At 72.0% G+C, this 18,727-nt stretch carries 18 protein-coding genes; 12 read left to right on the top strand and 6 right to left on the bottom strand.

The window, feature by feature from the left end:
• Window positions 1–34 precede the first annotated feature (34 nt).
• Window positions 35–1,468, bottom strand: coding sequence for an aminobutyraldehyde dehydrogenase (locus ACQXVK_RS04165; protein WP_430852819.1), 1,434 nt, complete (start codon window positions 1,466–1,468; stop codon window positions 35–37).
• 133 nt (window positions 1,469–1,601) lie between these two features.
• Between ACQXVK_RS04165 and ACQXVK_RS04170 the strand changes: the two genes are divergently transcribed.
• The 4 genes from ACQXVK_RS04170 to ACQXVK_RS04185 are packed head-to-tail and all read left to right on the top strand — an operon-like array spanning window position 1,602 to window position 6,206.
• Complete coding sequence (locus tag ACQXVK_RS04170) at window positions 1,602–2,084, top strand: Lrp/AsnC family transcriptional regulator (protein ID WP_022908445.1); 483 nt, start codon at window positions 1,602–1,604, stop codon at window positions 2,082–2,084.
• Window positions 2,081–3,511 (top strand): aspartate aminotransferase family protein, encoded by a 1,431-nt coding sequence (locus ACQXVK_RS04175; protein WP_430852820.1) that lies wholly within the window; start codon window positions 2,081–2,083, stop codon window positions 3,509–3,511. The genes ACQXVK_RS04170 and ACQXVK_RS04175 overlap by 4 nt, the downstream gene beginning before the upstream one ends.
• A gap of 2 nt (window positions 3,512–3,513) precedes the next feature.
• Window positions 3,514–4,878: an NAD(P)/FAD-dependent oxidoreductase gene (locus tag ACQXVK_RS04180; protein ID WP_430852821.1), complete on the top strand. Its 1,365-nt coding sequence runs from the start codon at window positions 3,514–3,516 to the stop codon at window positions 4,876–4,878.
• Complete coding sequence (locus tag ACQXVK_RS04185) at window positions 4,878–6,206, top strand: flavin monoamine oxidase family protein (RefSeq protein ID WP_022908442.1); 1,329 nt, start codon at window positions 4,878–4,880, stop codon at window positions 6,204–6,206. Before ACQXVK_RS04180 ends, ACQXVK_RS04185 begins: the two co-directional genes overlap by 1 nt.
• A gap of 13 nt (window positions 6,207–6,219) precedes the next feature.
• On the opposite strand, the gene ACQXVK_RS04190 is transcribed toward ACQXVK_RS04185, so the two are convergent.
• Complete coding sequence (locus ACQXVK_RS04190) at window positions 6,220–6,666, bottom strand: hypothetical protein (protein WP_430852822.1); 447 nt, start codon at window positions 6,664–6,666, stop codon at window positions 6,220–6,222.
• 136 nt (window positions 6,667–6,802) lie between these two features.
• Between ACQXVK_RS04190 and ACQXVK_RS04195 the strand changes: the two genes are divergently transcribed.
• Both ACQXVK_RS04195 and ACQXVK_RS04200 read left to right on the top strand, forming a co-directional pair.
• Window positions 6,803–7,903: a VanZ family protein gene (locus ACQXVK_RS04195; protein ID WP_022908440.1), complete on the top strand. Its 1,101-nt coding sequence runs from the start codon at window positions 6,803–6,805 to the stop codon at window positions 7,901–7,903.
• Window positions 7,904–7,961: 58 nt separating this feature from the next.
• On the top strand, window positions 7,962–8,618 hold the full coding sequence (locus ACQXVK_RS04200) for a DUF1345 domain-containing protein (RefSeq protein WP_031263233.1): 657 nt from the start codon (window positions 7,962–7,964) through the stop codon (window positions 8,616–8,618).
• On the opposite strand, the gene ACQXVK_RS04205 is transcribed toward ACQXVK_RS04200, so the two are convergent.
• The gene (locus ACQXVK_RS04205; RefSeq protein ID WP_430852823.1) at window positions 8,611–9,543 is read right to left on the bottom strand and encodes an SDR family oxidoreductase; all 933 of its coding nucleotides are present in this window, start codon (window positions 9,541–9,543) and stop codon (window positions 8,611–8,613) included. The genes ACQXVK_RS04200 and ACQXVK_RS04205 overlap by 8 nt on opposite strands.
• Before the next feature lie 127 nt (window positions 9,544–9,670).
• On the opposite strand from ACQXVK_RS04205, the gene ACQXVK_RS04210 reads away from it, so the two are divergent.
• Window positions 9,671–10,513 (top strand): helix-turn-helix transcriptional regulator, encoded by an 843-nt coding sequence (locus ACQXVK_RS04210; RefSeq protein ID WP_430852824.1) that lies wholly within the window; start codon window positions 9,671–9,673, stop codon window positions 10,511–10,513.
• 12 nt (window positions 10,514–10,525) lie between these two features.
• Here the strand turns inward: ACQXVK_RS04210 and ACQXVK_RS04215 are convergent, their stop codons facing one another.
• Both ACQXVK_RS04215 and ACQXVK_RS04220 read right to left on the bottom strand, forming a co-directional pair.
• Window positions 10,526–11,344 carry an SDR family oxidoreductase gene (locus tag ACQXVK_RS04215; RefSeq protein WP_430852825.1) on the bottom strand — a complete coding sequence of 273 codons (819 nt, stop codon included), beginning with the start codon at window positions 11,342–11,344 and terminating at the stop codon, window positions 10,526–10,528.
• A 108-nt stretch (window positions 11,345–11,452) separates the two neighbouring features.
• Window positions 11,453–11,893, bottom strand: a complete 441-nt coding sequence (locus ACQXVK_RS04220) for a VOC family protein (protein ID WP_430852826.1) — start codon at window positions 11,891–11,893, stop codon at window positions 11,453–11,455.
• 58 nt (window positions 11,894–11,951) lie between these two features.
• Between ACQXVK_RS04220 and ACQXVK_RS04225 the strand changes: the two genes are divergently transcribed.
• Genes ACQXVK_RS04225 through ACQXVK_RS04235 form a run of 3 tightly spaced genes read left to right on the top strand, consistent with a single transcriptional unit; the run spans window position 11,952 to window position 14,368 of the window.
• On the top strand, window positions 11,952–12,986 hold the full coding sequence (locus ACQXVK_RS04225; protein WP_430852827.1) for a nitrilase-related carbon-nitrogen hydrolase: 1,035 nt from the start codon (window positions 11,952–11,954) through the stop codon (window positions 12,984–12,986).
• Window positions 12,983–14,002: an agmatine deiminase family protein gene (locus ACQXVK_RS04230; protein WP_430852828.1), complete on the top strand. Its 1,020-nt coding sequence runs from the start codon at window positions 12,983–12,985 to the stop codon at window positions 14,000–14,002. Before ACQXVK_RS04225 ends, ACQXVK_RS04230 begins: the two co-directional genes overlap by 4 nt.
• 48 nt (window positions 14,003–14,050) lie before the next feature.
• Window positions 14,051–14,368 (top strand): helix-turn-helix domain-containing protein, encoded by a 318-nt coding sequence (locus ACQXVK_RS04235; RefSeq protein WP_022908430.1) that lies wholly within the window; start codon window positions 14,051–14,053, stop codon window positions 14,366–14,368.
• Window positions 14,369–14,389: 21 nt separating this feature from the next.
• Here the strand turns inward: ACQXVK_RS04235 and ACQXVK_RS04240 are convergent, their stop codons facing one another.
• Complete coding sequence (locus tag ACQXVK_RS04240; protein WP_430852829.1) at window positions 14,390–15,520, bottom strand: alpha/beta hydrolase; 1,131 nt, start codon at window positions 15,518–15,520, stop codon at window positions 14,390–14,392.
• Between the two features lie 330 nt (window positions 15,521–15,850).
• Here ACQXVK_RS04240 and ACQXVK_RS04245 point away from each other — a divergent pair, with 330 nt between their 5' ends.
• Window positions 15,851–17,263 (top strand): APC family permease, encoded by a 1,413-nt coding sequence (locus ACQXVK_RS04245; RefSeq protein ID WP_430852830.1) that lies wholly within the window; start codon window positions 15,851–15,853, stop codon window positions 17,261–17,263.
• Between the two features lie 34 nt (window positions 17,264–17,297).
• Complete coding sequence (locus tag ACQXVK_RS04250; RefSeq protein WP_430852831.1) at window positions 17,298–18,683, top strand: NAD-dependent succinate-semialdehyde dehydrogenase; 1,386 nt, start codon at window positions 17,298–17,300, stop codon at window positions 18,681–18,683.
• Window positions 18,684–18,727: the final 44 nt, after the last annotated feature.

An 18,727-nucleotide genomic window follows, 5' to 3' on the forward strand; every position in this document is an offset into this window, starting at 1 on the left:
GGTGCCTCCTGCTGCTCGGGGTCGGGGGTCGTGTTCAGCCGATGTAGGACATGACGTGCTTGATGCGGGTGTAGTCGTCGAACCCGTACTGGGACAGGTCCTTGCCGTAGCCGGAGTGCTTGAAGCCGCCGTGCGGCATCTCGGCGACGATCGGGATGTGCGTGTTGATCCACACGCACCCGAAGTCGAGGTCACGGGCGAAGCGCATCGCCCGTGCGTGGTCGGTCGTCCACACCGAGCTCGCGAGGCCGTACTCGACCCCGTTCGCCCAGGCGAGCGCCTGCTCGTCGGTCGAGAAGCGCTGCACCGTCTGCACCGGACCGAAGATCTCCTGCTGCACGGCCCGGTCGTCCTGCCGGAGTCCGGAGACGATCGTCGCCTCGTGGAAGTAGCCGGTGTCGCCCAGCCGGCTGCCGCCGAGCTCGATCGTCGCGTGGTCGGGGAGCGTGTCGACGAACGACCGGACCTGGGCGAGCTGGTTCGCGTTGTTCACCGGACCGAAGGAACCGGACGGCCCCGTCTGCGCGTGGGTCCGCGCCCGTTCGGCCAGCGCCGCGACGAACTCGTCGTGGATGCCGTCCTGCACGAGCAACCGCGTGGCGGCGGTGCAGTCCTGCCCGGCGTTGAAGAACCCGGCGGCGACGATGCCGGCGACGGCGGACGGGATGTCGGCGTCGTCGAAGACGATCACCGGTGCCTTGCCGCCGAGCTCGAGGTGCGTGCGCTTGAGGTCGCCGGCGGCGGCGCGGGCGACCTCCATGCCGGCGCGGACGGAGCCGGTGACGGAGACGAGCTGCGGCGTGGGGTGGTCGATCATCGCGGCGCCGGTGGTGCGGTCCCCGACGACGACGTTGAGGACACCGGGCGGCAGGAACTCGGCGGCGACCTCGGCGAGGAGCAGGGTCGACAGCGGCGTCGTGTCGCTCGGCTTGAGCACGGTGGTGCAGCCCGCGGCGAGCGCCGGTGCGACCTTCCACACCGCCATGTTGAGCGGGTAGTTCCACGGGGTGACCTGGGCGACGACACCGACGGGCTCGCGCCGGACGAACGACGTGTGGTCGGCCAGGTACTCGCCGGCGCTCCGCCCCTCGAGGTTCCGGGCCGCGCCGGCGAAGAACCGGATCTGGTCGACGGACAGCAGGATCTCGTCCTCGACGAGGGTGGCGCGGGGCTTGCCGGTGTCGAGCGACTCGAGGTCGGCGAACTCCTCGGCACGCTGCTCCATCGCGTCGGCGATGCGGAACAGGGCGAGCTGCCGTTCCCCGGGGGTCGTGCGGCGCCAGGAGTCGAACGCCGTGCTCGCCGCCGTGAACGCGGCGTCGACGTCCGCGGCGCCGGACACCGGGGACGTGCCGTAGGACCGCTCGTTCGTCGGGTCGATCAGCTCGAACGTCGTCTCGGCCCGGACCGGGGTGGACGCACCCCCGATGAAGTTCCGGACCTCGGCCGTCCTCGTGGTCTCCAGCATGGCGGCGATACTGGCACGGAACGGGGCCGTTCGGAAGAAGATTCCGCAGGTTGTGGTGAACCGTAACAACGGAAATCGTCGCGAAATATCGTGTTCACAACGAAATCCCTTGCGCGGTGGAGTAGCCGCTGCCATGCTGTCCGGCATGGCGGCAGCACCACGACGTCCGGGACCGATCGACGACACCTCGAAACGGATCATCGAACAACTCCAGGCGGACGGGCGCCGTCCGTACGGCGAGATCGGCAAGGCGGTCGGTCTCAGCGAGGCGGCGGTCCGGCAGCGTGTGCAGAAGCTCACCGAGACCGGCGTCATGCAGATCGTCGCGGTCACGGACCCCCTGCAACTGGGCTTCCACCGTCAGGCGATGATCGGCATCCGGGTCAGCGGCGACACCCGAACCGTCGCCGATGCACTCGAACGGCTCCCGGCGGTCGACTACCTCGTCATGACCGCCGGGAGCTTCGACCTCATGGTCGAGGTCGTCTGCGAGGACGACGACGACCTGATCGAGCTCCTGAACGGCACGATCCGGGCGATCCCCGGTGTCGCCGGCACCGAGACCTTCGTCTACCTGCAACTCCGCAAACAGCTCTACGACTGGGGAACGCGATGACCATCTCCGAACCACGTGCCCGACTGGGCTCCTACGACCCGTTCGCCCCGGTGGACGACGCCGCGCTGCAGCAGAAGTCGCGCGACCACCTCTGGATGCACTTCGCCCGACACGGCGCGAACCAGGCCGGCGCCGACGTGCCGATCATGGTCCGCGGCGAGGGGCACCACGTCTACGACAGCCACGGCAAGGAGTACATCGACGGGCTGTCCGGCCTGTTCGTCGTCGCCGCCGGGCACGGTCGGAAGCGCCTGGCGGAGATGGCCGCCAAGCAGGCCGAGACGCTGTCGTTCTTCCCGATCTGGTCGTACGCGCACCCCGCGGCGATCGAGCTCGCCGACCGCCTGGCCGACCACGCTCCCGGCGACCTCAACAAGGTGTTCTTCTCGACCGGCGGCGGCGAGGCCGTCGAGACCGCGTTCAAGCTCGCGAAGTACTACTGGAAGCTCCGCGGCAAGCCGATGAAGCACAAGGTGATCTCCCGAGCGGTGGCGTACCACGGCACCCCGCAGGGCGCCCTCGCGATCACCGGCATCCCGGCGATGAAGCAGATGTTCGAACCCCTGGCACCCGGCGGCTTCCGCGTGCCGAACACGAACTACTACCGCGCCGCCGAGATGGGCTTCGCCGGCGAGAGCGAGGAGGAGTTCGGCTTCTGGGCGGCCGACCGCATCCGGGAGATGATCGAGTTCGAGGGCCCCGACACCGTCGCCGCGGTCTTCCTCGAGCCGGTCCAGAACTCCGGCGGCTGCTTCACCCCGCCGCCCGGGTACTTCCAGCGGGTCCGCGAGATCTGCGACGAGTACGACGTGCTGCTCGTCTCCGACGAGGTGATCTGCGCGTTCGGCCGGATCGGCACCATGTTCGCGTGTGACACCTACGGCTTCGTCCCGGACATGATCACGTGCGCGAAGGCGATGACCTCGGGGTACTCCCCCATCGGCGCGACGATCATCAGCGACAAGCTCTTCGAGCCGTTCGCTTCGGGTGACACGACCTTCTACCACGGCTACACGTTCGGCGGGCACCCCGTCTCGGCCGCCGTCGCGATGGAGAACCTCGACATCTTCGAGGAGGAGGGACTGCTCCAGAACGTGCAGCAGAACGCCCCGCTCTTCAAGGCCGAGCTCGACACGCTGCGAGACCTGCCCATCGTCGGGGACGTCCGCGGTGACGGGTACTTCTACGGCATCGAGCTCGTGAAGGACAAGGCCACCAAGACGACGTTCGACGACGCCGAGTCCGAGCGCCTGCTGCGCGGGTTCCTGTCGAAGGCGCTCTTCGACGCGGGGCTGTACTGCCGCGCCGACGACCGCGGCGACCCCGTCGTGCAGCTCGCACCGCCGTTGACCATCGGCCAGCCGGAGTTCCGCGAGATGACGTCGATCCTGCGGAGCGTCCTGTCCGAGGCCTGGACGAAGATCTGACCGTGACCGGCTACCGGGGCGTCTCGTTCTGGCTCGACGCGCTCGTCACGAGCGGCCGCGACGACCTGACGCCCCGGCTGCCGCTCGACGGCGACACCACCGCGGACGTCTGCATCGTCGGCGGTGGACTGACGGGTCTCTGGACCGCGTGGTACCTGCACCAGGCCGACCCGCGCCTCCAGATCGTCGTCGTGGAACGGGAGATCGCCGGGTTCGGTGCGTCCGGCCGCAACGGCGGCTGGTGCTCGGCGCTGTTCCCGCGATCCGCCGACGCGATCGCACGCGAGCACGGCCGCGACGCGGCGCTCGCCCTGCGTCGGGCGATGCGCGACACCGTCGACGAGGTCGGACGCGCAGCGGCCGAGGCCGAGATCGACTGCGACTACGTCAAGGGCGGCACCGTCCTCTACGCGCGATCCGCCGTGCAGGAGCGCGCGGCCCGCGACGAGGTCGCCTCATCGGCCGCGTGGGGCGACGACATGACGTACCGCGACGCACGCCCCGGCGACGCGGCCGGATCGGCCGGCGTCGCGTGGACCCCGGACTGCGCGCGGGTGCAGCCCGCAGCGCTCGTGCGTGGCCTGGCAGCCGCACTGGAGGCGCGGGGCGTCCGGATCGCGGAGCACACGCCCGCCTCGTCCTGGGACCGGGGCCGCGTGGTCACCTCGCGCGGGACCGTGACGGCGGGCGCCGTCGTGATCGCCGTCGAGGGCTACGGCGCGCAGCTCGCCCAGACGAAGCGGCGGATCCTGCCGCTGTACTCGCTCATGATCGCGACGGCGCCGCTGCCCGCGGCGGTGTGGGACCGTGTCGGGCTCGAGCACGGCCAGACCTTCTCGGACCACCGCCACCTGCTCGTCTACGGGCAGCGGACCGCCGACGATCGCCTGGCGTTCGGCGGCCGCGGCGCCCGCTACCACTGGGGATCGTCCATCACCCCGGGGTACGACCGGGTCCCGCGGGTGTTCGAGCACCTGCGGCGGTCCCTGGTGGAGCTGTTCCCCGCCGTCCGGGACGCACCCGTCACGCACACGTGGGGCGGTCCGCTCGGCGTCCCCCGCGACTGGTGCGCGTCCGTGACCTGGGACGGCCACGTCGGAACCGCCGGCGGCTACGTCGGCGACGGCCTGTCGACGACGAACCTGGCCGGTCGGACGCTCGCCGACCTCGTGCGCGGCGTCGACTCGTCGCTGACCGCGCTGCCGTGGGTGAACCACCACTCGCCGGACTGGGAACCCGAGCCGCTCCGGTTCCTCGGCGCGAACGCCGGGCTCGTGGCGACCGACCTCGCCGACCGCGAGGAAGCACTGACCGGCCGGCCGAGCCTCGCGGCGCGGCTGATGGCGCCCCTGACCGGAGGACACTGATGGACGCTGACGTGATCGTCGTCGGGGCCGGGGTCTCCGGGCTCGCCGCCGCCCGGGCACTCGCGCAGGGCGGGCACCGCGTCGTCGTGCTCGAAGCCCGCGACCGCATCGGCGGCCGCACCTGGACGGACGACGCCCTCGGCGTACCGGTCGACCTCGGCGCGTCCTGGATCCACGGCGTCGAGGGCAACCCGCTCTGGGCGCTGGCACCGGCGTTCGGGATCGAGACCGTCGAGTTCACGGTCGGCAGCTTCCAGTTCGACGGCCGCCCGATCGGATGGCACGCCCCGTCCGGCCGGCGGCTGACGGACGCCGAGGCCGCGGCGTTCGTCGCCGACCTGCACGCCCTCGACGCCGCCCTGCCGGCCGTGGTCGAGCACGCGCCGCCACCGTCCACCTACGCCGTCGCGGTGAACACGGTGCTGCGCGACCTGCGGATCGAGGGCGACCGGGCGGCTCGGGTCCGCGAGTACACGGCGCACCGGTCCGAGGACCTCTGCGGTGCGCCGGTCACGGTCCTCGACGCGCACGGGCTCGACGAGGAACACGTCCCCGGCGACGAGGTCGTGTTCCCGGCCGGGTACGCCCAGTACGCGCACGCCCTCGCCGACGGGCTCGACGTCCGGCGTTCGTCGGTCGTCATGGCCGTCCGGCAGTCCGCCGACGGCACCGTCGTCGAACTCGCCGACGGCACGACCCTGTCCGCCGCACACGTCGTGGTCACCGCGCCGCTCGGCGTGCTGCAGGCCGGCGCGATCACCTTCGAGCCGCCACTCGACCCCGCCGTCCTCGACGCGATGGGCCGGCTCGGTATGGGCGTCTACGACAAGGTGTTCCTGCGCTTCCCCGAGCGCTTCTGGGGCGACGACTGGGTCGTGCGGCAGCAGGGCCCGGCGGGGGTGGACTGGCACTCCTGGTACGACATGTCCCGGGTGAGCGGGCAACCCGTGCTCGCGGCACTCGTCGGCGGGGCAGGTGCTCGGCGGATCGAGTCGCTGCCGGACGCCCTGGTCGTCGACGAGGCAGTCGAGGCGCTCCGTCGGATGTTCGGGGCCGCGGTACCGGAACCGGACGCCGTGCGGATCACCCGGTGGGCGGCGGACCCCTTCGCGCGCGGGTCGTACTCGTACCTGCACGTCGGGGCGTCCCCGGACGACCACGACCTGCTCGGGACGCCGTCCGGGCGGGTGCAGCTCGCCGGCGAGGCCACGTGGGGCGACGACCCCGCGACCGTGCACGGCGCACTGCTGTCCGGCCTGCGGGCGGCGGGGAACCTGCTCGGGCACGAGGTGACGCCCGCGTCGTTGGCGGAGCCGCTGCCCGGCTGATCCGGAACCGCGGTCAGTCGAGGGCCGGGGTGGCCACCCGGCACCGGACCACGCCACCCGGTCGGACGGACGTCTCGCGCGCGATCTCTCGCTTCCCATCGAGCAGGATCCGGCACGTCGCCGTCGCGCCCGCGCCCGGGGTGGCCCGCACGGACGCGCGCTGCTCGGCGAGGACGATCGTGTCGTGCGACCAGCGCGACCCGTCGCCGTCTCCGGCACCGGTCTCCTCGGAGCCGAGCCGGTGCACCTCCGGCACGTCGCCGCGGCGCTCGGCGCCTTCGACGCGCACGTCGGAGAGCTCGGCTCCGCTCGGCCGGTCGACACTGACCTCGTAGGTCACGGCCCAGGCGTCGCCGGTCTGCCGCTGCACGACGCTGCAGCCGGTGGCGAGGACGGCGACGGCCCCGGCCACGGCGGCGGCGGCGAGGAGACGGACGACGCGACGTTGCTGTTCGGACATGGCACCAGCCTGCGCAGCCGGGTCCCGGCGGTCGTCCCCCGCTGGGTGCGACGTCGTGCGACGACCGGTCGATCCCGGGTCCGTCGAGCGGTTGACATCCGCTCCGGGCGCCCGGACGCTCGGTACCGTCGAACGCATGGGAAGCGTGCTGCCGGGCGTGATCGCCTTCGTCGTCGGGATCGTCCTCGCCGTGGCGGCCCTCGTGCCGTGGACGGCGTGGGAGTACCGCCGTCACGGGCAGCTCGGCTTCCGACGCTCGCTCGTCGCGTTCGGCACGCTCGTCTACGCCCTCGCCCTCGTGACCTACACGCTGCTCCCGCTGCCCGACGACGTCGCCACGATGTGCCGGAACGCGGCCTCGCCGCAGCTGACACCGTTCGCGTTCCTCGGGGACGTCGCGAAGGAGGGCGGGATCTCCGGACCCCGCTCGTTCCTGTCCAACCCGGCGTCCGCGCAGGTGTTGTTCAACGTGCTGCTGTTCGTGCCCCTCGGCGCACTCGCCCGTCACGCCGTCGCCCGGACACGGGTGTCCACCGGTCTGCTCGTCGGCCTCGGTGCCGGCTTCGTGGTCTCCCTGCTCATCGAGACGACCCAGCTCACCGGCGACTGGTTCCTGTACCCGTGCGCGTACCGCCTGTTCGACGTCGACGACCTGCTCGCGAACACGACCGGCGCCGTCCTCGGCACCCTCCTCGCGCCGCTCGTCGGACTGCTGGCCGGCTCCGGCCGCACCACCGACGCCGAGGCGCCCCGGCCGGTGACCGCCGCACGCCGGTTCTCGGGCATGCTCGCGGACGTCCTGGCGATCTGGCTGCTGTCCGGCACGCTCAGCGTCGGGACGGCCCTGGCGTGGGCGCTCACCGGACGCGACGACCAGGACCCGGTGCTCGGCACGCTCGTCACCGTCGGTGCCCTGGTGGCCCCCGCGCTGCAGCTCGCGATCGTGCTCGCGACGGGTCGGACCCTCGGCGAGCACGTCGTGCGTCTCCGACCGACACCCACACCGGGGGCCGGGAGGCGCGTGGTGCGCTGGGCGCTCGGCTCCGGCGGGTGGGCGGCCCTGCTCGCCGTCGACGTCCCGTTCTCCGGGTTCCTCGCGTTCGTGCTCGCCGTCACGTCGGTCGTCGCGGTCTGGGCGACCCGCGGTCGGCGCGGGTTCGCGCTCGCGGTGGTCCGGGCGGACGTCGAGGACGACCGGGTGCCGGCACGCGGACCGGTCGCCGTGCACGCCGACTGAGCAGGTCCACACCGCGTTCTCCGCGGCTGCGGTCCTCGGCGGTGCCACACTGGCGACCGTGAGCACGACGACGCGGACGACACCCGAGCACGAGCACCGCGCACCGGTCGCCGTCGCCGTGCTGGTGAACCTCGCGCTCAGCCTGTTCCTGCCGGACGAGGTGCTGTTCTTCCCGTCCTGGGTCGTCCCGCTCCTCGGGGTCCTGCTCCTCACCCCGCTCATCGTGTTCAACCCGCGGCGGCTCAGCCGCGAGACCACGTGGTCGCGATGGCTGTCCACCGGTCTCGCGGTCCTGCTGACCGTCGCGAACCAGCTGACGGTCGTGCGGACCCTCGACGAACTGCTGCACGGGCATCCCGACGGCGGCGCGGTGCTGCTCACGGCGCTGCAGGTCTGGGTGAGCAGCATCATCGCCTTCGGGCTCGTGTACTGGGAGCTCGACCGCGGTGGCCCCGTGGCCCGACGACGGCCGGACCTGTGGACGAGGGACCGCGCCGACTTCCAGTTCCCGCAGGAGACCGACCCGACCTCCGCCGGCTGGCGACCGGTGTACCTCGACTACCTCTACGTCGCGCTGACGAACATGATGGCGTTCAGCCCGACGGACACCATGCCGCTGACGGTCCGGGCGAAGATGATCATGGCCTACCAGTCGATCGGGGGGTTCATCCTGCTCGCGCTCGTCATCTCGCGCGCCGTCAACATCATCAGCTGACCGCACTCCCGACGAGCATTTCCGACACGTCCCAGAGGCGAGTGGCGTCCTCGTCGCGGAGCAGCGGTGTCCACGGCTTCCGGCGGCCGGCCGGTCCGCCGAGCTGCCCGGGCCCGGTCGGACCGACGAACCCGCCGTCGAGGTCCGCGGCGGTCGCCGCGAGCAGGGCCGGCTCCGCCGCCGATGCCGGTGTCCCGACGAGCAGCCCGCGCGCCGACAGCCACCGGATCAGCCGGACGGCCACGGTGTCACCAGAACGTCCGATCTCCGGACGTGCGGCGAGCAGGCTCGTCGGTGCGACGCCGGGGTGGCTGACCGCGCTCGTGATCCCCCACCCACCGGCCCGGCTCCTCCGACCGAGCTCGAGGGCGAACAGCGCGCACGCGAGCTTCGACTGCCCGTACGCCCGCGCGACGTCGTAGTCCCGCTCGGACTGCAGGTCGTCCCACCGGATCGAGGCCCGCTGCGCCGCCACGCTCGACTGCATCACGACGCGGCCGTTCGCGGCACGGAGCAGGGGGAGCAGGCCGCCGACGAGCGCGACGTGCCCGAGGTGATTGGTGCCGAACTGCAGCTCGAAGCCGTCCCGGGTGGTCTGCCGCTCCGGTGGGTTCATCACGCCGGCGTTCCCCACGACGACGTCGATCGGCGTGCCCTCGGACCGCAGCCGCTCCCCGAGCGTCGCGACCGACTCGAGCGAGGACAGGTCGAGGTCCTCGAGCACCACCGTGGCTCCCGGGTGCCGCGCGGTGATCCGGTCGACGGCGGCCGAGCCCTTCTCGCGGTTCCGCACCGGGACGACGACCTCGGCACCCGCGCCGGCGAAGCGCGCGGCGATCTCGAGTCCGATGCCGTCGCTCGCCCCGGTCACGAGGACCCGGCGTCCGCCGAGGTCCGGGAGGGTCAGTCGTTCGTTCCGTGCCATGGTCCGCCTCTTCCGTCGTCGTGAGCACCCGATCCGGCACCCGAGACGATCGTCGCCGTGTCGTGCACACGCAACCACGGCCTGACGATCCGTGGCTGCGGTCGACGCCCCGGGAGAGGATGGGCGCATGATCGACCGAGCGTCCCTCGCGGACTTCCTCCGGAGCCGTCGGACGGCCCTGCAGCCCGAGGACGTCGGCCTGCCCAGGGGTCAGCGCCGTCGCACGAGCGGGCTGCGGCGCGAGGAGGCGGCGTTGCTCAGCAACATGTCCGTCGACTACTACGCGCGACTGGAACGGGAGCGCGGACCGCAACCGTCCGACCAGATGCTCGCATCGATCGCGCAGGGCCTGCGCCTCACGATCGCGGAGCGCGACCACCTCTTCCGCCTCGCCGGCCACGAACCTCCGACGGCCGCGTCCGGCGGCGACCACGTCAGTCCCGGCATGATGCGCATCTTCGACCGGCTCGCCGACAGTCCGGCCGAGATCGTCACCGAGCTGGGCGAGACGCTGCAGCAGACGTCCCTCGCCGCCGAACTCACCGGTGACGCCAGCGGCCGACGGGGCGACGACCGGAGCATCGGGTACCGGTGGTTCGCCGACCCGGCGTCCCGCGACGTCCACCCGGTCGAGGACCACCCCTTCCTGTCCCGGATGTACGCCTCGGGTCTCCGCACCGTCATCGCTCGCCGCGGTCCCGACTCCCGGGCCGCACACCTGGCCGAACGGCTCCTCGCGACGAGCGAGGAGTTCCGCGAGGTCTGGGCCCGCCACGAGGTCGGCATCCGCCCACGGGACCTGAAGACCTACCGCCACCCGGAGGTCGGGCTGCTCACCCTGCAGTGCCAGGTCCTGCAGGACCCGGACAGCTCGCAGAACCTGCTCGTGTACACCGCCGAACCAGGCAGTGAGACCGCCGAGCGACTCCGGTTGCTCGCCGTCGTCAGCTCGGCGGCCGGGCACCCCTGACCGTTCGGTCCGTCAGGCGCCGTGGGCCTCCTCGGCCACCGGCTGCCACTCGCGCCAGGTCGCCAGACGCGACTCGTAGTCCCGCTCTGCGATGCCGAGCGGCGCCTTCCCGAAGAAGACCCGCAGCGGCGGCTCGTCCGCGTCGACGACCTTGAGGATCGCCGACCGGGTGGCCTCCGGCTTGCCCGGATCGGCAGCGGACGGGCGCTTGGAGGCGGCCTCGCGCACGCCGGCGTAGGCGGCGATCTCCTCGCTGTGCTTCGAGGACGGACCGGACCAGTCCGTCGAGAACCCGCCGGGCTCGACGAGCGTGACGTGGATGCCGAAGCCCGCGACCTCCTGCGACAGCGACTGCGACAGGCCCTCGAGCGCCCACTTCGACGCGTGGTACGCACCGACCGTCGGGAACGCACTGATCCCGCCGATGCTCGACACCTGGATGATGTGCCCGGAACCCTGCTCGCGCATGATCGGCAGCGCCGCCTGGGTGACCCAGAGCGCGCCGAACAGGTTCGTCTCGAGCTGCGCGCGCACCTCGTCCTCGGTGAGCTCCTCGACCATGCCGAAGTGGCCGTAGCCGGCGTTGTTGACGACGACGTCGAGGGATCCGAAGTGCTCGGCGGCACGCTGGACCGCCGCGACGTCCGCCTCGCGGTCGGTCACGTCGAGCTGCACGGCCAGGAAGGTGTCCGGGTACTGGTCGACGAGCGCCTGCACGTCCTCGGGGTTGCGGGCCGTCCCGGCGACGGAGTCCCCGCGCTCGAGTGCCGCTTCCGTCCACTCGCGACCGAAGCCCTTGGACGCTCCGGTGATGAACCAGGTCTTGCTCATGTGTCCTCCTGTTGTCTGACCGGATCAGCCAACGCCGGGAGTTCTGGAGCCACCTCGACACCCGGGGGACGCGCGCGCCGATCGGACAGCCTCTCCGGCGACGCCGGCTCACGGGCGGGGTGCGGCGAACTCCAGGTTGACGTCGTCCGGGTCCTGCACGGACAGGATCACGAGTCCGAACGGCGGCAGGTCGGTCACCTCGCCGTGCGGGATCCCGGCCGCGTCGAGCCGACCGACCGCGGCGTGCAGCTCGTCGACCGAGGCGACCCGGAACGACACGTGGTCGAGGCCGACCCGGTCGGGGTCGAACCGGTCTCCCGCGGGCGCGACCGGACGGAGGCCGAGCGTCTGCCCGCCGAACGTGAAGGAGCACCCGCCGTAGGTCCGCCACGGATCGTCGTGGATCGTCGGGTCGTCGATCTGGTCGCTGAAGTCGCTCCCGGGAGGCATCCCGAACAACTGCTCGTAGAACGCCTTGCTGCGTCGGATGTCGGTGACCGTCAGCCGCACGTGCGAGAAGCCGAGCGGCGTGACGACGGGTTCGCTCATGCACCAACAGAACACCGTGGGGCTTGCGCTCGTTGATCGCACGATCAACAATGGCGACATGGACGTCATCACCGGCACACCGCAGCCGTCTCCCCTGCACGAGGACACGGGCCGCCCCCGACGCCGGGTGCGCGTCGCCCTCGTCCAGTCGCGCTGGCTCGACGACCCGACGGCGCACCGTGCACAGCTCGCTGACGGCATCGCCACCGCGGCCGCGAACGGCGCCACCGCGGTGTTCCTCCCCGAGCTCACGCTCTCGCGGTACCCGGGCGACACCCCGGCCAGCGGGACACCGAAGGACACGGCCGAGTCGCTGGAGGACGGCCCGACCGTCGCGTTCGCCCGGGACCGGGCGACGCAGCACGGGGTGTTCGTGCACGCGTCCCTGTACGAACGGCCCGACGCCGACGACCACCCCGAGGACCCCCGCGGCTACAACACGGCCGTCCTCGTGGCCCCGGACGCCACGCTCGTCGGTCGGACGCGCAAGACCCACATCCCGATCAGCGCCGGGTACTACGAGGACACCTACTTCCGCCCGGGCGCCGACGCCGATGCCTTCCCCGTGTACGAACCGACCGGACTCGGTGCCCGAGTGGGGCTGCCGACCTGCTGGGACGAGTGGTTCCCCGAGGTCGCCCGGTCGTACGGCCTCGCCGGCAGCGAGGTCCTGGCGTACCCGACCGCCATCGGCTCCGAGCCGACGTTCCCCGACTTCGACACCGCGCCGATCTGGCGACAGGTGATCGTGGCGAACGGGATCACCGCCGGGCAGTTCATGGTCGTGCCGAACCGGTGGGGCGACGAGGGCGACATCACCTTCTACGGGTCCTCGTTCATCTCCGACCCGTTCGGCCGCGTGCTCGTCGAGGCACCCCGGGACGCGAGTGTCGTGCTCGTCGCCGACCTCGACCTCGAGGCCCGCACCGAGTGGCTCCGGCTCTTCCCCTTCTACGTCACCCGGCGACCCGACCTGTACGGCACGCTCGTCGACCCCGTCGACGAGGAGCGCCACGCCTTCGGCGCACGCGACGCGGTCGACGCGGCCATCGCGGTGGCGGCGACCGACGCCGGACGCGAGGTGCGCGCATGACGTGGGCCATGCCTCCCGAGACCGCGCCGCAGGACCGCACCTGGATGGCGTTCCCACGCCCCGGGCTCACCCTCGGCGACGACCCGGCGAGCGCCGAGGCGGCTCGTCGCGTCTGGGCGGCGACCGCGAACGCGATCGCCGAACACCAGGCGGTCACCGTGGTCGTCGACCCGGTCGCGCGCGACGACGCCCGCCGGCTGCTGTCGGGCGGCATCGACGTGCTCGAGACGCCCCTCGACGACTTCTGGATGCGGGACATCGGCCCGACCTTCGTGCTCGACGACGTGACCGGTGCGCTCGGCGCCGTCGACTGGGTGTTCAACGGGTGGGGTGCCAACCCGTGGTCGACGTGGACGCGCGACGCCGAGGTCGCTGCCACGGTGGCCGCGGCGGCCGGCGCGGAACGGATCCCCTCGCTGCTCGTCAACGAGGGCGGGGCGATCCACGTCGACGGTACGGGGCGGGTCCTCGTCACCGAGACGGTCCAGCTCGATCCCCGTCGGAACCCGTACGCCGACCGCGCGCGGGTGGAGCACGAGCTGGCGCGGACGATCGGTGCGACCGAGGTGGTCTGGCTCCCGCGCGGCCTGACCCGCGACTACGACGGGTTCGGCACCCGCGGGCACGTCGACATGGTGGCGACCTTCGCTGGCGCAGGGATGGACACCGTGCTGCTGCACGCCCAGCCGGACGCCGGCCACCCGGACCACCTCGTGATGCCGATGGTCCGTCGGGCGCTCGAGGAGGCGACCGACGCCACGATCGTCGAACTACCGGCGCCGAGCACGCTCACCGACGCGGGCGGCCCGGTCGACTGGAACTACGTCAACCACGTCGTGGTGAACGGTGCCGTGATCGCGTGCGCGTTCGGCGATCCGGTGGCGGACGACCGGGCGCGGGGGATCCTCGCGGACGTGTACCCGGGGCGCGAGGTGCGTGCGGTCGATGCCCGCGAGGTGTTCGCCCGGGGCGGCGGGCTGCACTGCATCACGCAGCAGCAGCCGGCGATGCAGTAAAGATCACTTCAGTAGCCATTACGCACCGTAATGCGTACTGCAGTGACCATGAGTGAGCAGGATCCGCGACTCGCACAACCCTTCCCGGCAGCCATCACGCGTTCCGCGCGAGCGATCGGATCGGACCTCGCGGGGTGGCGGAAGATCCTCGGCCTGACGGCCGAGCAGGTCGCCGATCGCGCCGACATCACGCGGGCCACGCTCAGGAAGCTCGAACACGGCGACCCGTCGGTCGGGTTCCACGTCGTTCTGCGGACAGCACGTGCGCTGGGGGTGCTCGACACGCTCACCGAGGCGCTCGACCCGTTGCAGACCGACCTGGGACGAGCGCGGGCGGACATGCTGCTCAGGAAGCGGATCCGGTGAGCGCCCGCGGCGCAGGAGACGTCAGGCCGTAGGCGCCCCGAGCCCGACCCGCGGCTGCAGCCAGTCCAGCCCCGCGGCGAGCGCCGCCCGTGCCGTCACCCAGCTGTGCCGGCCACCCGGCACCACCCAGGTGGCGACGTGCATGCCCGCGGCCCGGGCGCGCTCGGCCATCGCCGGCATGACCGGACCGTAGGTGGTGTCGAGGGCCCCGGCGGCGAAGAACGCGTTCGAGTCCCGGAACGGCGCACCGGCCCGCAGCAGCGCCGCCGGCTGCGCGGCCGCCCACGCCGCCCGGTTCCCGGCGAAGCCCTCGGTGATCGTCTTCGTCACACTGCCGAGCGACGGCCCGTCCTCGCCCGAGACGTCGATGAGGTTGCCGAACCGCGCGGGGTCGCCGGCCCCGAGCTGGATCGCGCAGGTGCCGCCCTGCGAGAACCCGCCGATGGTCCACGCCGACGCGGCGGTCTGCACGCGGAGGTGGCTCGTCACCCACGCCGGCACGTCCTGGGTGAGGTAGGTCCGACTGTTGCCGAGCTTCCCGTCGACGCACATCGGGTTCGCCGACTGCGGGCCGAGCTGGTCGGGGACGACGACGACGGGTGCGAGGCCGCGGTCCAGCGTGGCGAGGGCGTCCATGGTCCGCTCGATCTGCCCACCGGTCTGCACGTCGTCGGGACCGGCTCCGCGGGACTGCCCGGACAGCAGCACGTCGACGGGGAGCGCCGGTGGGTCGGCCGTGAGTGCGGCCGGCGGCAGGTAGAGCAGTGCCTGCCGGGCGGCGAAGTGCGACCGCGTGGCCGGGATCGTCACGCGGAGCAGTCGCCCCGTCACGGGCAGGTCGGTGGGCGCCGTCCACGTCGTCGCGAGGTCGAGGCTCGACGGCTGCGGCGTGGTGCCCGGTGCCTCGGCGGCGGGGATCCCGCCGGTGGCCGCGGCGGTCGGTGCGAGCGTGGCGGGACGCACGGTCGGCACGCTCGTCGCGTGGGCCGTGGAGGCGCGGGTCGGCTCCGCCGCCACGGCTCGCCCGGCGGGTGCGGCGCTGGCCCGGTGCGCGGCTCCCCAGCCGCCGGCGGCACCGAGCGCGAGGCCGACCACCAGGCCGGCGGCGAGCAGTCCCGTCGAGCGGGAGCGGGTCCCTGGTGTCGGTGTCATCGGTCGTCCTCGTCCGGCTCGCGTCCGGCCCGGTGCCGGTCGCGCGGAGCCGATCGTAGGGAGTCGCGCCGGGAGGGACCCGGCGGTTCCGGGCCGCTGGCTGAGCGTCTTCCCGGCCGGTCCCAGGGTGCGCGCCGCGAGGGAACCGACGCCCGCGACGGCAAGCGACACCGCGTACAGCAGCGTGGTGACGGGTGTACTCGGTGGCGGGTCCGGCGCACGGCACCGCGTCGGTATCGTCAGCGGACCGGTCCACCCGACCCGGTCCGTGCACCGTCGCACGGACCCCGGCCCCCGCGGCTCCGGCCGCGAGCAGGAGGGAACTCCCCCATGGCGTCACCCACGATCGTCTCCGCCCCGCCCCGGCCAGCGCGCGGCGGGTCGCTGAAGCGGAGTCTCGGGCTGTGGGCGATCGTCGGCCTCGGGCTCGGGTACATGACCCCGACCGTGGTGTTCGACACCTTCGGCATCGTGTCCGGCGAGACGGACGGTGCCGTGCCGAGCGCGTACCTCATCGCGCTCGTGATCATGCTGCTGACGGCGATCAGCTACGGGAAGATGGTCCGCGTGTACCCGGCGGCGGGGTCGGCGTACACCTACGTGCGGGAGTCGATCCACCCGAACGCGGGCTTCATGGTCGGCTGGGCGTCGCTGCTGGACTACCTGCTGCTCCCGATGGTCAACGCGCTGATCATCCGCCTCTACCTCGAGCAGGTCTTCCCCGCGCTGCCCGCCTGGGTCACCGTCGTCGTCTACACGCTGTTCGTGACGACGGTGATCTGCCTGTCGATGCGGGGCACCTCGAACCTCAACATGGTGCTGCTCATCGGCGCGATCCTGGCGATGATCGCGTTCGTCGTCTTCGCCGTGATCGAACTCGTCGAGGGCGCCGGAGCCGGCACCGTGGTCAGCGCCGAGCCGTTCGTCCACGACGGCGTGACGATGTCGGCCCTCCTCACCGGGGCGACGGTCGTGTGCTTCTCGTTCATCGGCTTCGACGCGGTGACGATGTACACGGAGGAGGCGAAGAGCATCCGCATCATGCCGAAGGCGATCCTGCTGACCGTCCTCATCGGCGGCCTGATCTTCCTCGTCTCGGCGTACTTCGCCCAGCTCCGCTTCCCGACCAACGCCCCGTTCGGCGAGTTCACCGACGACCCGCTGCCCCAGATCGGGCTGCTCGTCGGCGGCAAGGTGTTCCAGGCCGTCCTCGTCTCCGCCGGGTTCGTCGCCGCCCTCGCCTCCGGACTGGCGTCCCACGCGAGCGTCGCCCGCATGCTGCTCGTGATGGGCCGCAACAACGTCCTGCCGAAGAAGGTCTTCGGCTACGTCAGCCCGCGCACCCGGACGCCCATCCCGAACGTCGTGATCGTCGAGGCGGTCACGCTCCTGGCGATGACGTTCTCGCTCGACACCGTCTCGGCCTACATCAACTTCGGTGCGCTCATCGCCTTCACCTTCGTCAACCTGACGGTGATCGTGCACTTCGCCTGGCGCCAGGGCCGGCGTCGCACCGCCCGCGACCGCTTCTCCTTCATCGTCCTGCCCGGCGTCGCGATGCTGCTGACCGGTGTTCTCTGGTCTCAGCTGCACGCCGACGCCCTCATCGCCGGCGGCGTCTGGGCCGCGATCGGCTTCGTGTACCTGCTGGTGATCACGAAGGGGTTCCGGATCCAGCCGAAGGGGTTCGACGAGAACCAACCCGTCACCGGCGTCAACAAGCAGCTGACCGACCAGGTCTGAACCACCGCCCGGCCCGAACCACACAGGAGACACGATGAACGACACGGCCACCGTCTACGCGGTCACCGACCCGGCCACCGGCGACACCCTCGCCACGTTCCCGACCATCACCGACGACGAACTCCGTCGGGCCGTCGACACCGCCGACCAGACGCACGCCGGGTGGTCCCGCACGAGCACCGTCGCCGACCGCGCCGCACTGCTGCACCGCGTCGCCGAGCTGTACCGGGAGCGTCGGGACGACCTCGCCGCGACGATCGTCCGCGAGATGGCGAAGCCGATCGACCAGGCCGTGGGCGAGGTCGACTTCTGCGCCGACATCTACGACTACTACGCCGACCACGCCGAGGAGTTCCTCGCCGACCAGCCGATCGTGCTGGCGGACGGCAGCGAGGGCAGCGCGTTCATCCGGAAGTCCTCGATCGGTGTCCTGCTCGGCATCATGCCGTGGAACTTCCCCGCGTACCAGATCGCCCGGTTCGCCGGCCCGAACCTCGTCATCGGCAACACCGTGCTGCTGAAGCACGCCCCGCAGTGTCCCGAGTCCGCCCTGGCGATCGAGGCGATCTTCCACGACGCCGGCTTCCCCGTCGGCGCGTACACCAACGTCTTCGCGACGAACGACCAGGTCGCCGACGTCATCGCCGACCCGCGCGTGCAGGGCGTCTCGCTGACCGGATCCGCCCGCGCCGGAGCCGCGGTCGCCGAGATCGCCGGCCGCAACCTCACCAAGGTCGTGCTGGAGCTCGGTGGGTCGGACCCGTTCATCCTGCTCTCGACCGACGACCTCGACGCCGTGGTCGAGTCCGCCGTCGCCACCCGCCTCGAGGGCAACGGTCAGGTCTGCAACGCCGCGAAGCGCTTCCTGGTCGCCGACCACCTGTACGACGACTTCCTGGCGAAGTTCACCGCCGCGATGGCCGCGGTCGCCCCCACCGACCCGACCACGCCCGGCGCCGAGCTCGGTCCGCTGTCCTCGCCGGCAGCCGCCGACCGACTCGCCGCGCAGCTCGACAGCGCGCGCGAGCAGGGCGCGACGGTCGTGACCGGTGGTGAGCGACAGGGCAACGCCTTCACCCCCACCGTGCTCACCGGGGTCACGCCGGACAACGACGCCTACCGCGAGGAGTTCTTCGGCCCCGTCGCCGCCGTGTACCGGGTCGAGGACGAGGACGCCGCCATCACGATCGCGAACGACACCCCGTACGGCCTCGGCTCGTACCTGTTCACCACCGATGCGCAGCAGGCGCTGCGCGTGGCCGATCGCATCGAGGCGGGGATGGTCTACGTGAACATCGTCGGCGCGGACAGCCCGGAGCTCCCCTTCGGCGGGGTCAAGGCGAGCGGTTTCGGTCGCGAGCTCGGCCCGCTCGGGGCCGACGAGTTCGTCAACAAGAAGCTGATCCGCATCGGCGGCTGACGACGACCCGGGAGCGCCGGGGGCGGCAAACAGGTCCGCTGTGG

It is taken from the genome of Curtobacterium sp. AB451 (genome assembly GCF_050585845.1).
Classification (GTDB): Bacteria; Actinomycetota; Actinomycetes; order Actinomycetales; family Microbacteriaceae; genus Curtobacterium.

Excerpts from the sequence above, each read along its gene's own strand:
- ACQXVK_RS04165 (WP_430852819.1), bottom strand. The coding sequence starts at position 1,468 with ATGCTGGAGACCACGAGGACGGCCGAGGTCCGGAACTTCATCGGGGGT.
- ACQXVK_RS04170 (WP_022908445.1), top strand. The coding sequence starts at position 1,602 with ATGCTGTCCGGCATGGCGGCAGCACCACGACGTCCGGGACCGATCGAC.
- ACQXVK_RS04175 (WP_430852820.1), top strand. The coding sequence starts at position 2,081 with ATGACCATCTCCGAACCACGTGCCCGACTGGGCTCCTACGACCCGTTC.
- ACQXVK_RS04185 (WP_022908442.1), top strand. The coding sequence starts at position 4,878 with ATGGACGCTGACGTGATCGTCGTCGGGGCCGGGGTCTCCGGGCTCGCC.
- ACQXVK_RS04190 (WP_430852822.1), bottom strand. The coding sequence starts at position 6,666 with ATGTCCGAACAGCAACGTCGCGTCGTCCGTCTCCTCGCCGCCGCCGCC.
- ACQXVK_RS04195 (WP_022908440.1), top strand. The coding sequence starts at position 6,803 with ATGGGAAGCGTGCTGCCGGGCGTGATCGCCTTCGTCGTCGGGATCGTC.
- ACQXVK_RS04205 (WP_430852823.1), bottom strand. The coding sequence starts at position 9,543 with ATGGCACGGAACGAACGACTGACCCTCCCGGACCTCGGCGGACGCCGG.
- ACQXVK_RS04210 (WP_430852824.1), top strand. The coding sequence starts at position 9,671 with ATGATCGACCGAGCGTCCCTCGCGGACTTCCTCCGGAGCCGTCGGACG.
- ACQXVK_RS04215 (WP_430852825.1), bottom strand. The coding sequence starts at position 11,344 with ATGAGCAAGACCTGGTTCATCACCGGAGCGTCCAAGGGCTTCGGTCGC.
- ACQXVK_RS04220 (WP_430852826.1), bottom strand. The coding sequence starts at position 11,893 with ATGAGCGAACCCGTCGTCACGCCGCTCGGCTTCTCGCACGTGCGGCTG.
- ACQXVK_RS04225 (WP_430852827.1), top strand. The coding sequence starts at position 11,952 with ATGGACGTCATCACCGGCACACCGCAGCCGTCTCCCCTGCACGAGGAC.
- ACQXVK_RS04230 (WP_430852828.1), top strand. The coding sequence starts at position 12,983 with ATGACGTGGGCCATGCCTCCCGAGACCGCGCCGCAGGACCGCACCTGG.
- ACQXVK_RS04235 (WP_022908430.1), top strand. The coding sequence starts at position 14,051 with ATGAGTGAGCAGGATCCGCGACTCGCACAACCCTTCCCGGCAGCCATC.
- ACQXVK_RS04240 (WP_430852829.1), bottom strand. The coding sequence starts at position 15,520 with ATGACACCGACACCAGGGACCCGCTCCCGCTCGACGGGACTGCTCGCC.
- ACQXVK_RS04245 (WP_430852830.1), top strand. The coding sequence starts at position 15,851 with ATGGCGTCACCCACGATCGTCTCCGCCCCGCCCCGGCCAGCGCGCGGC.
- ACQXVK_RS04250 (WP_430852831.1), top strand. The coding sequence starts at position 17,298 with ATGAACGACACGGCCACCGTCTACGCGGTCACCGACCCGGCCACCGGC.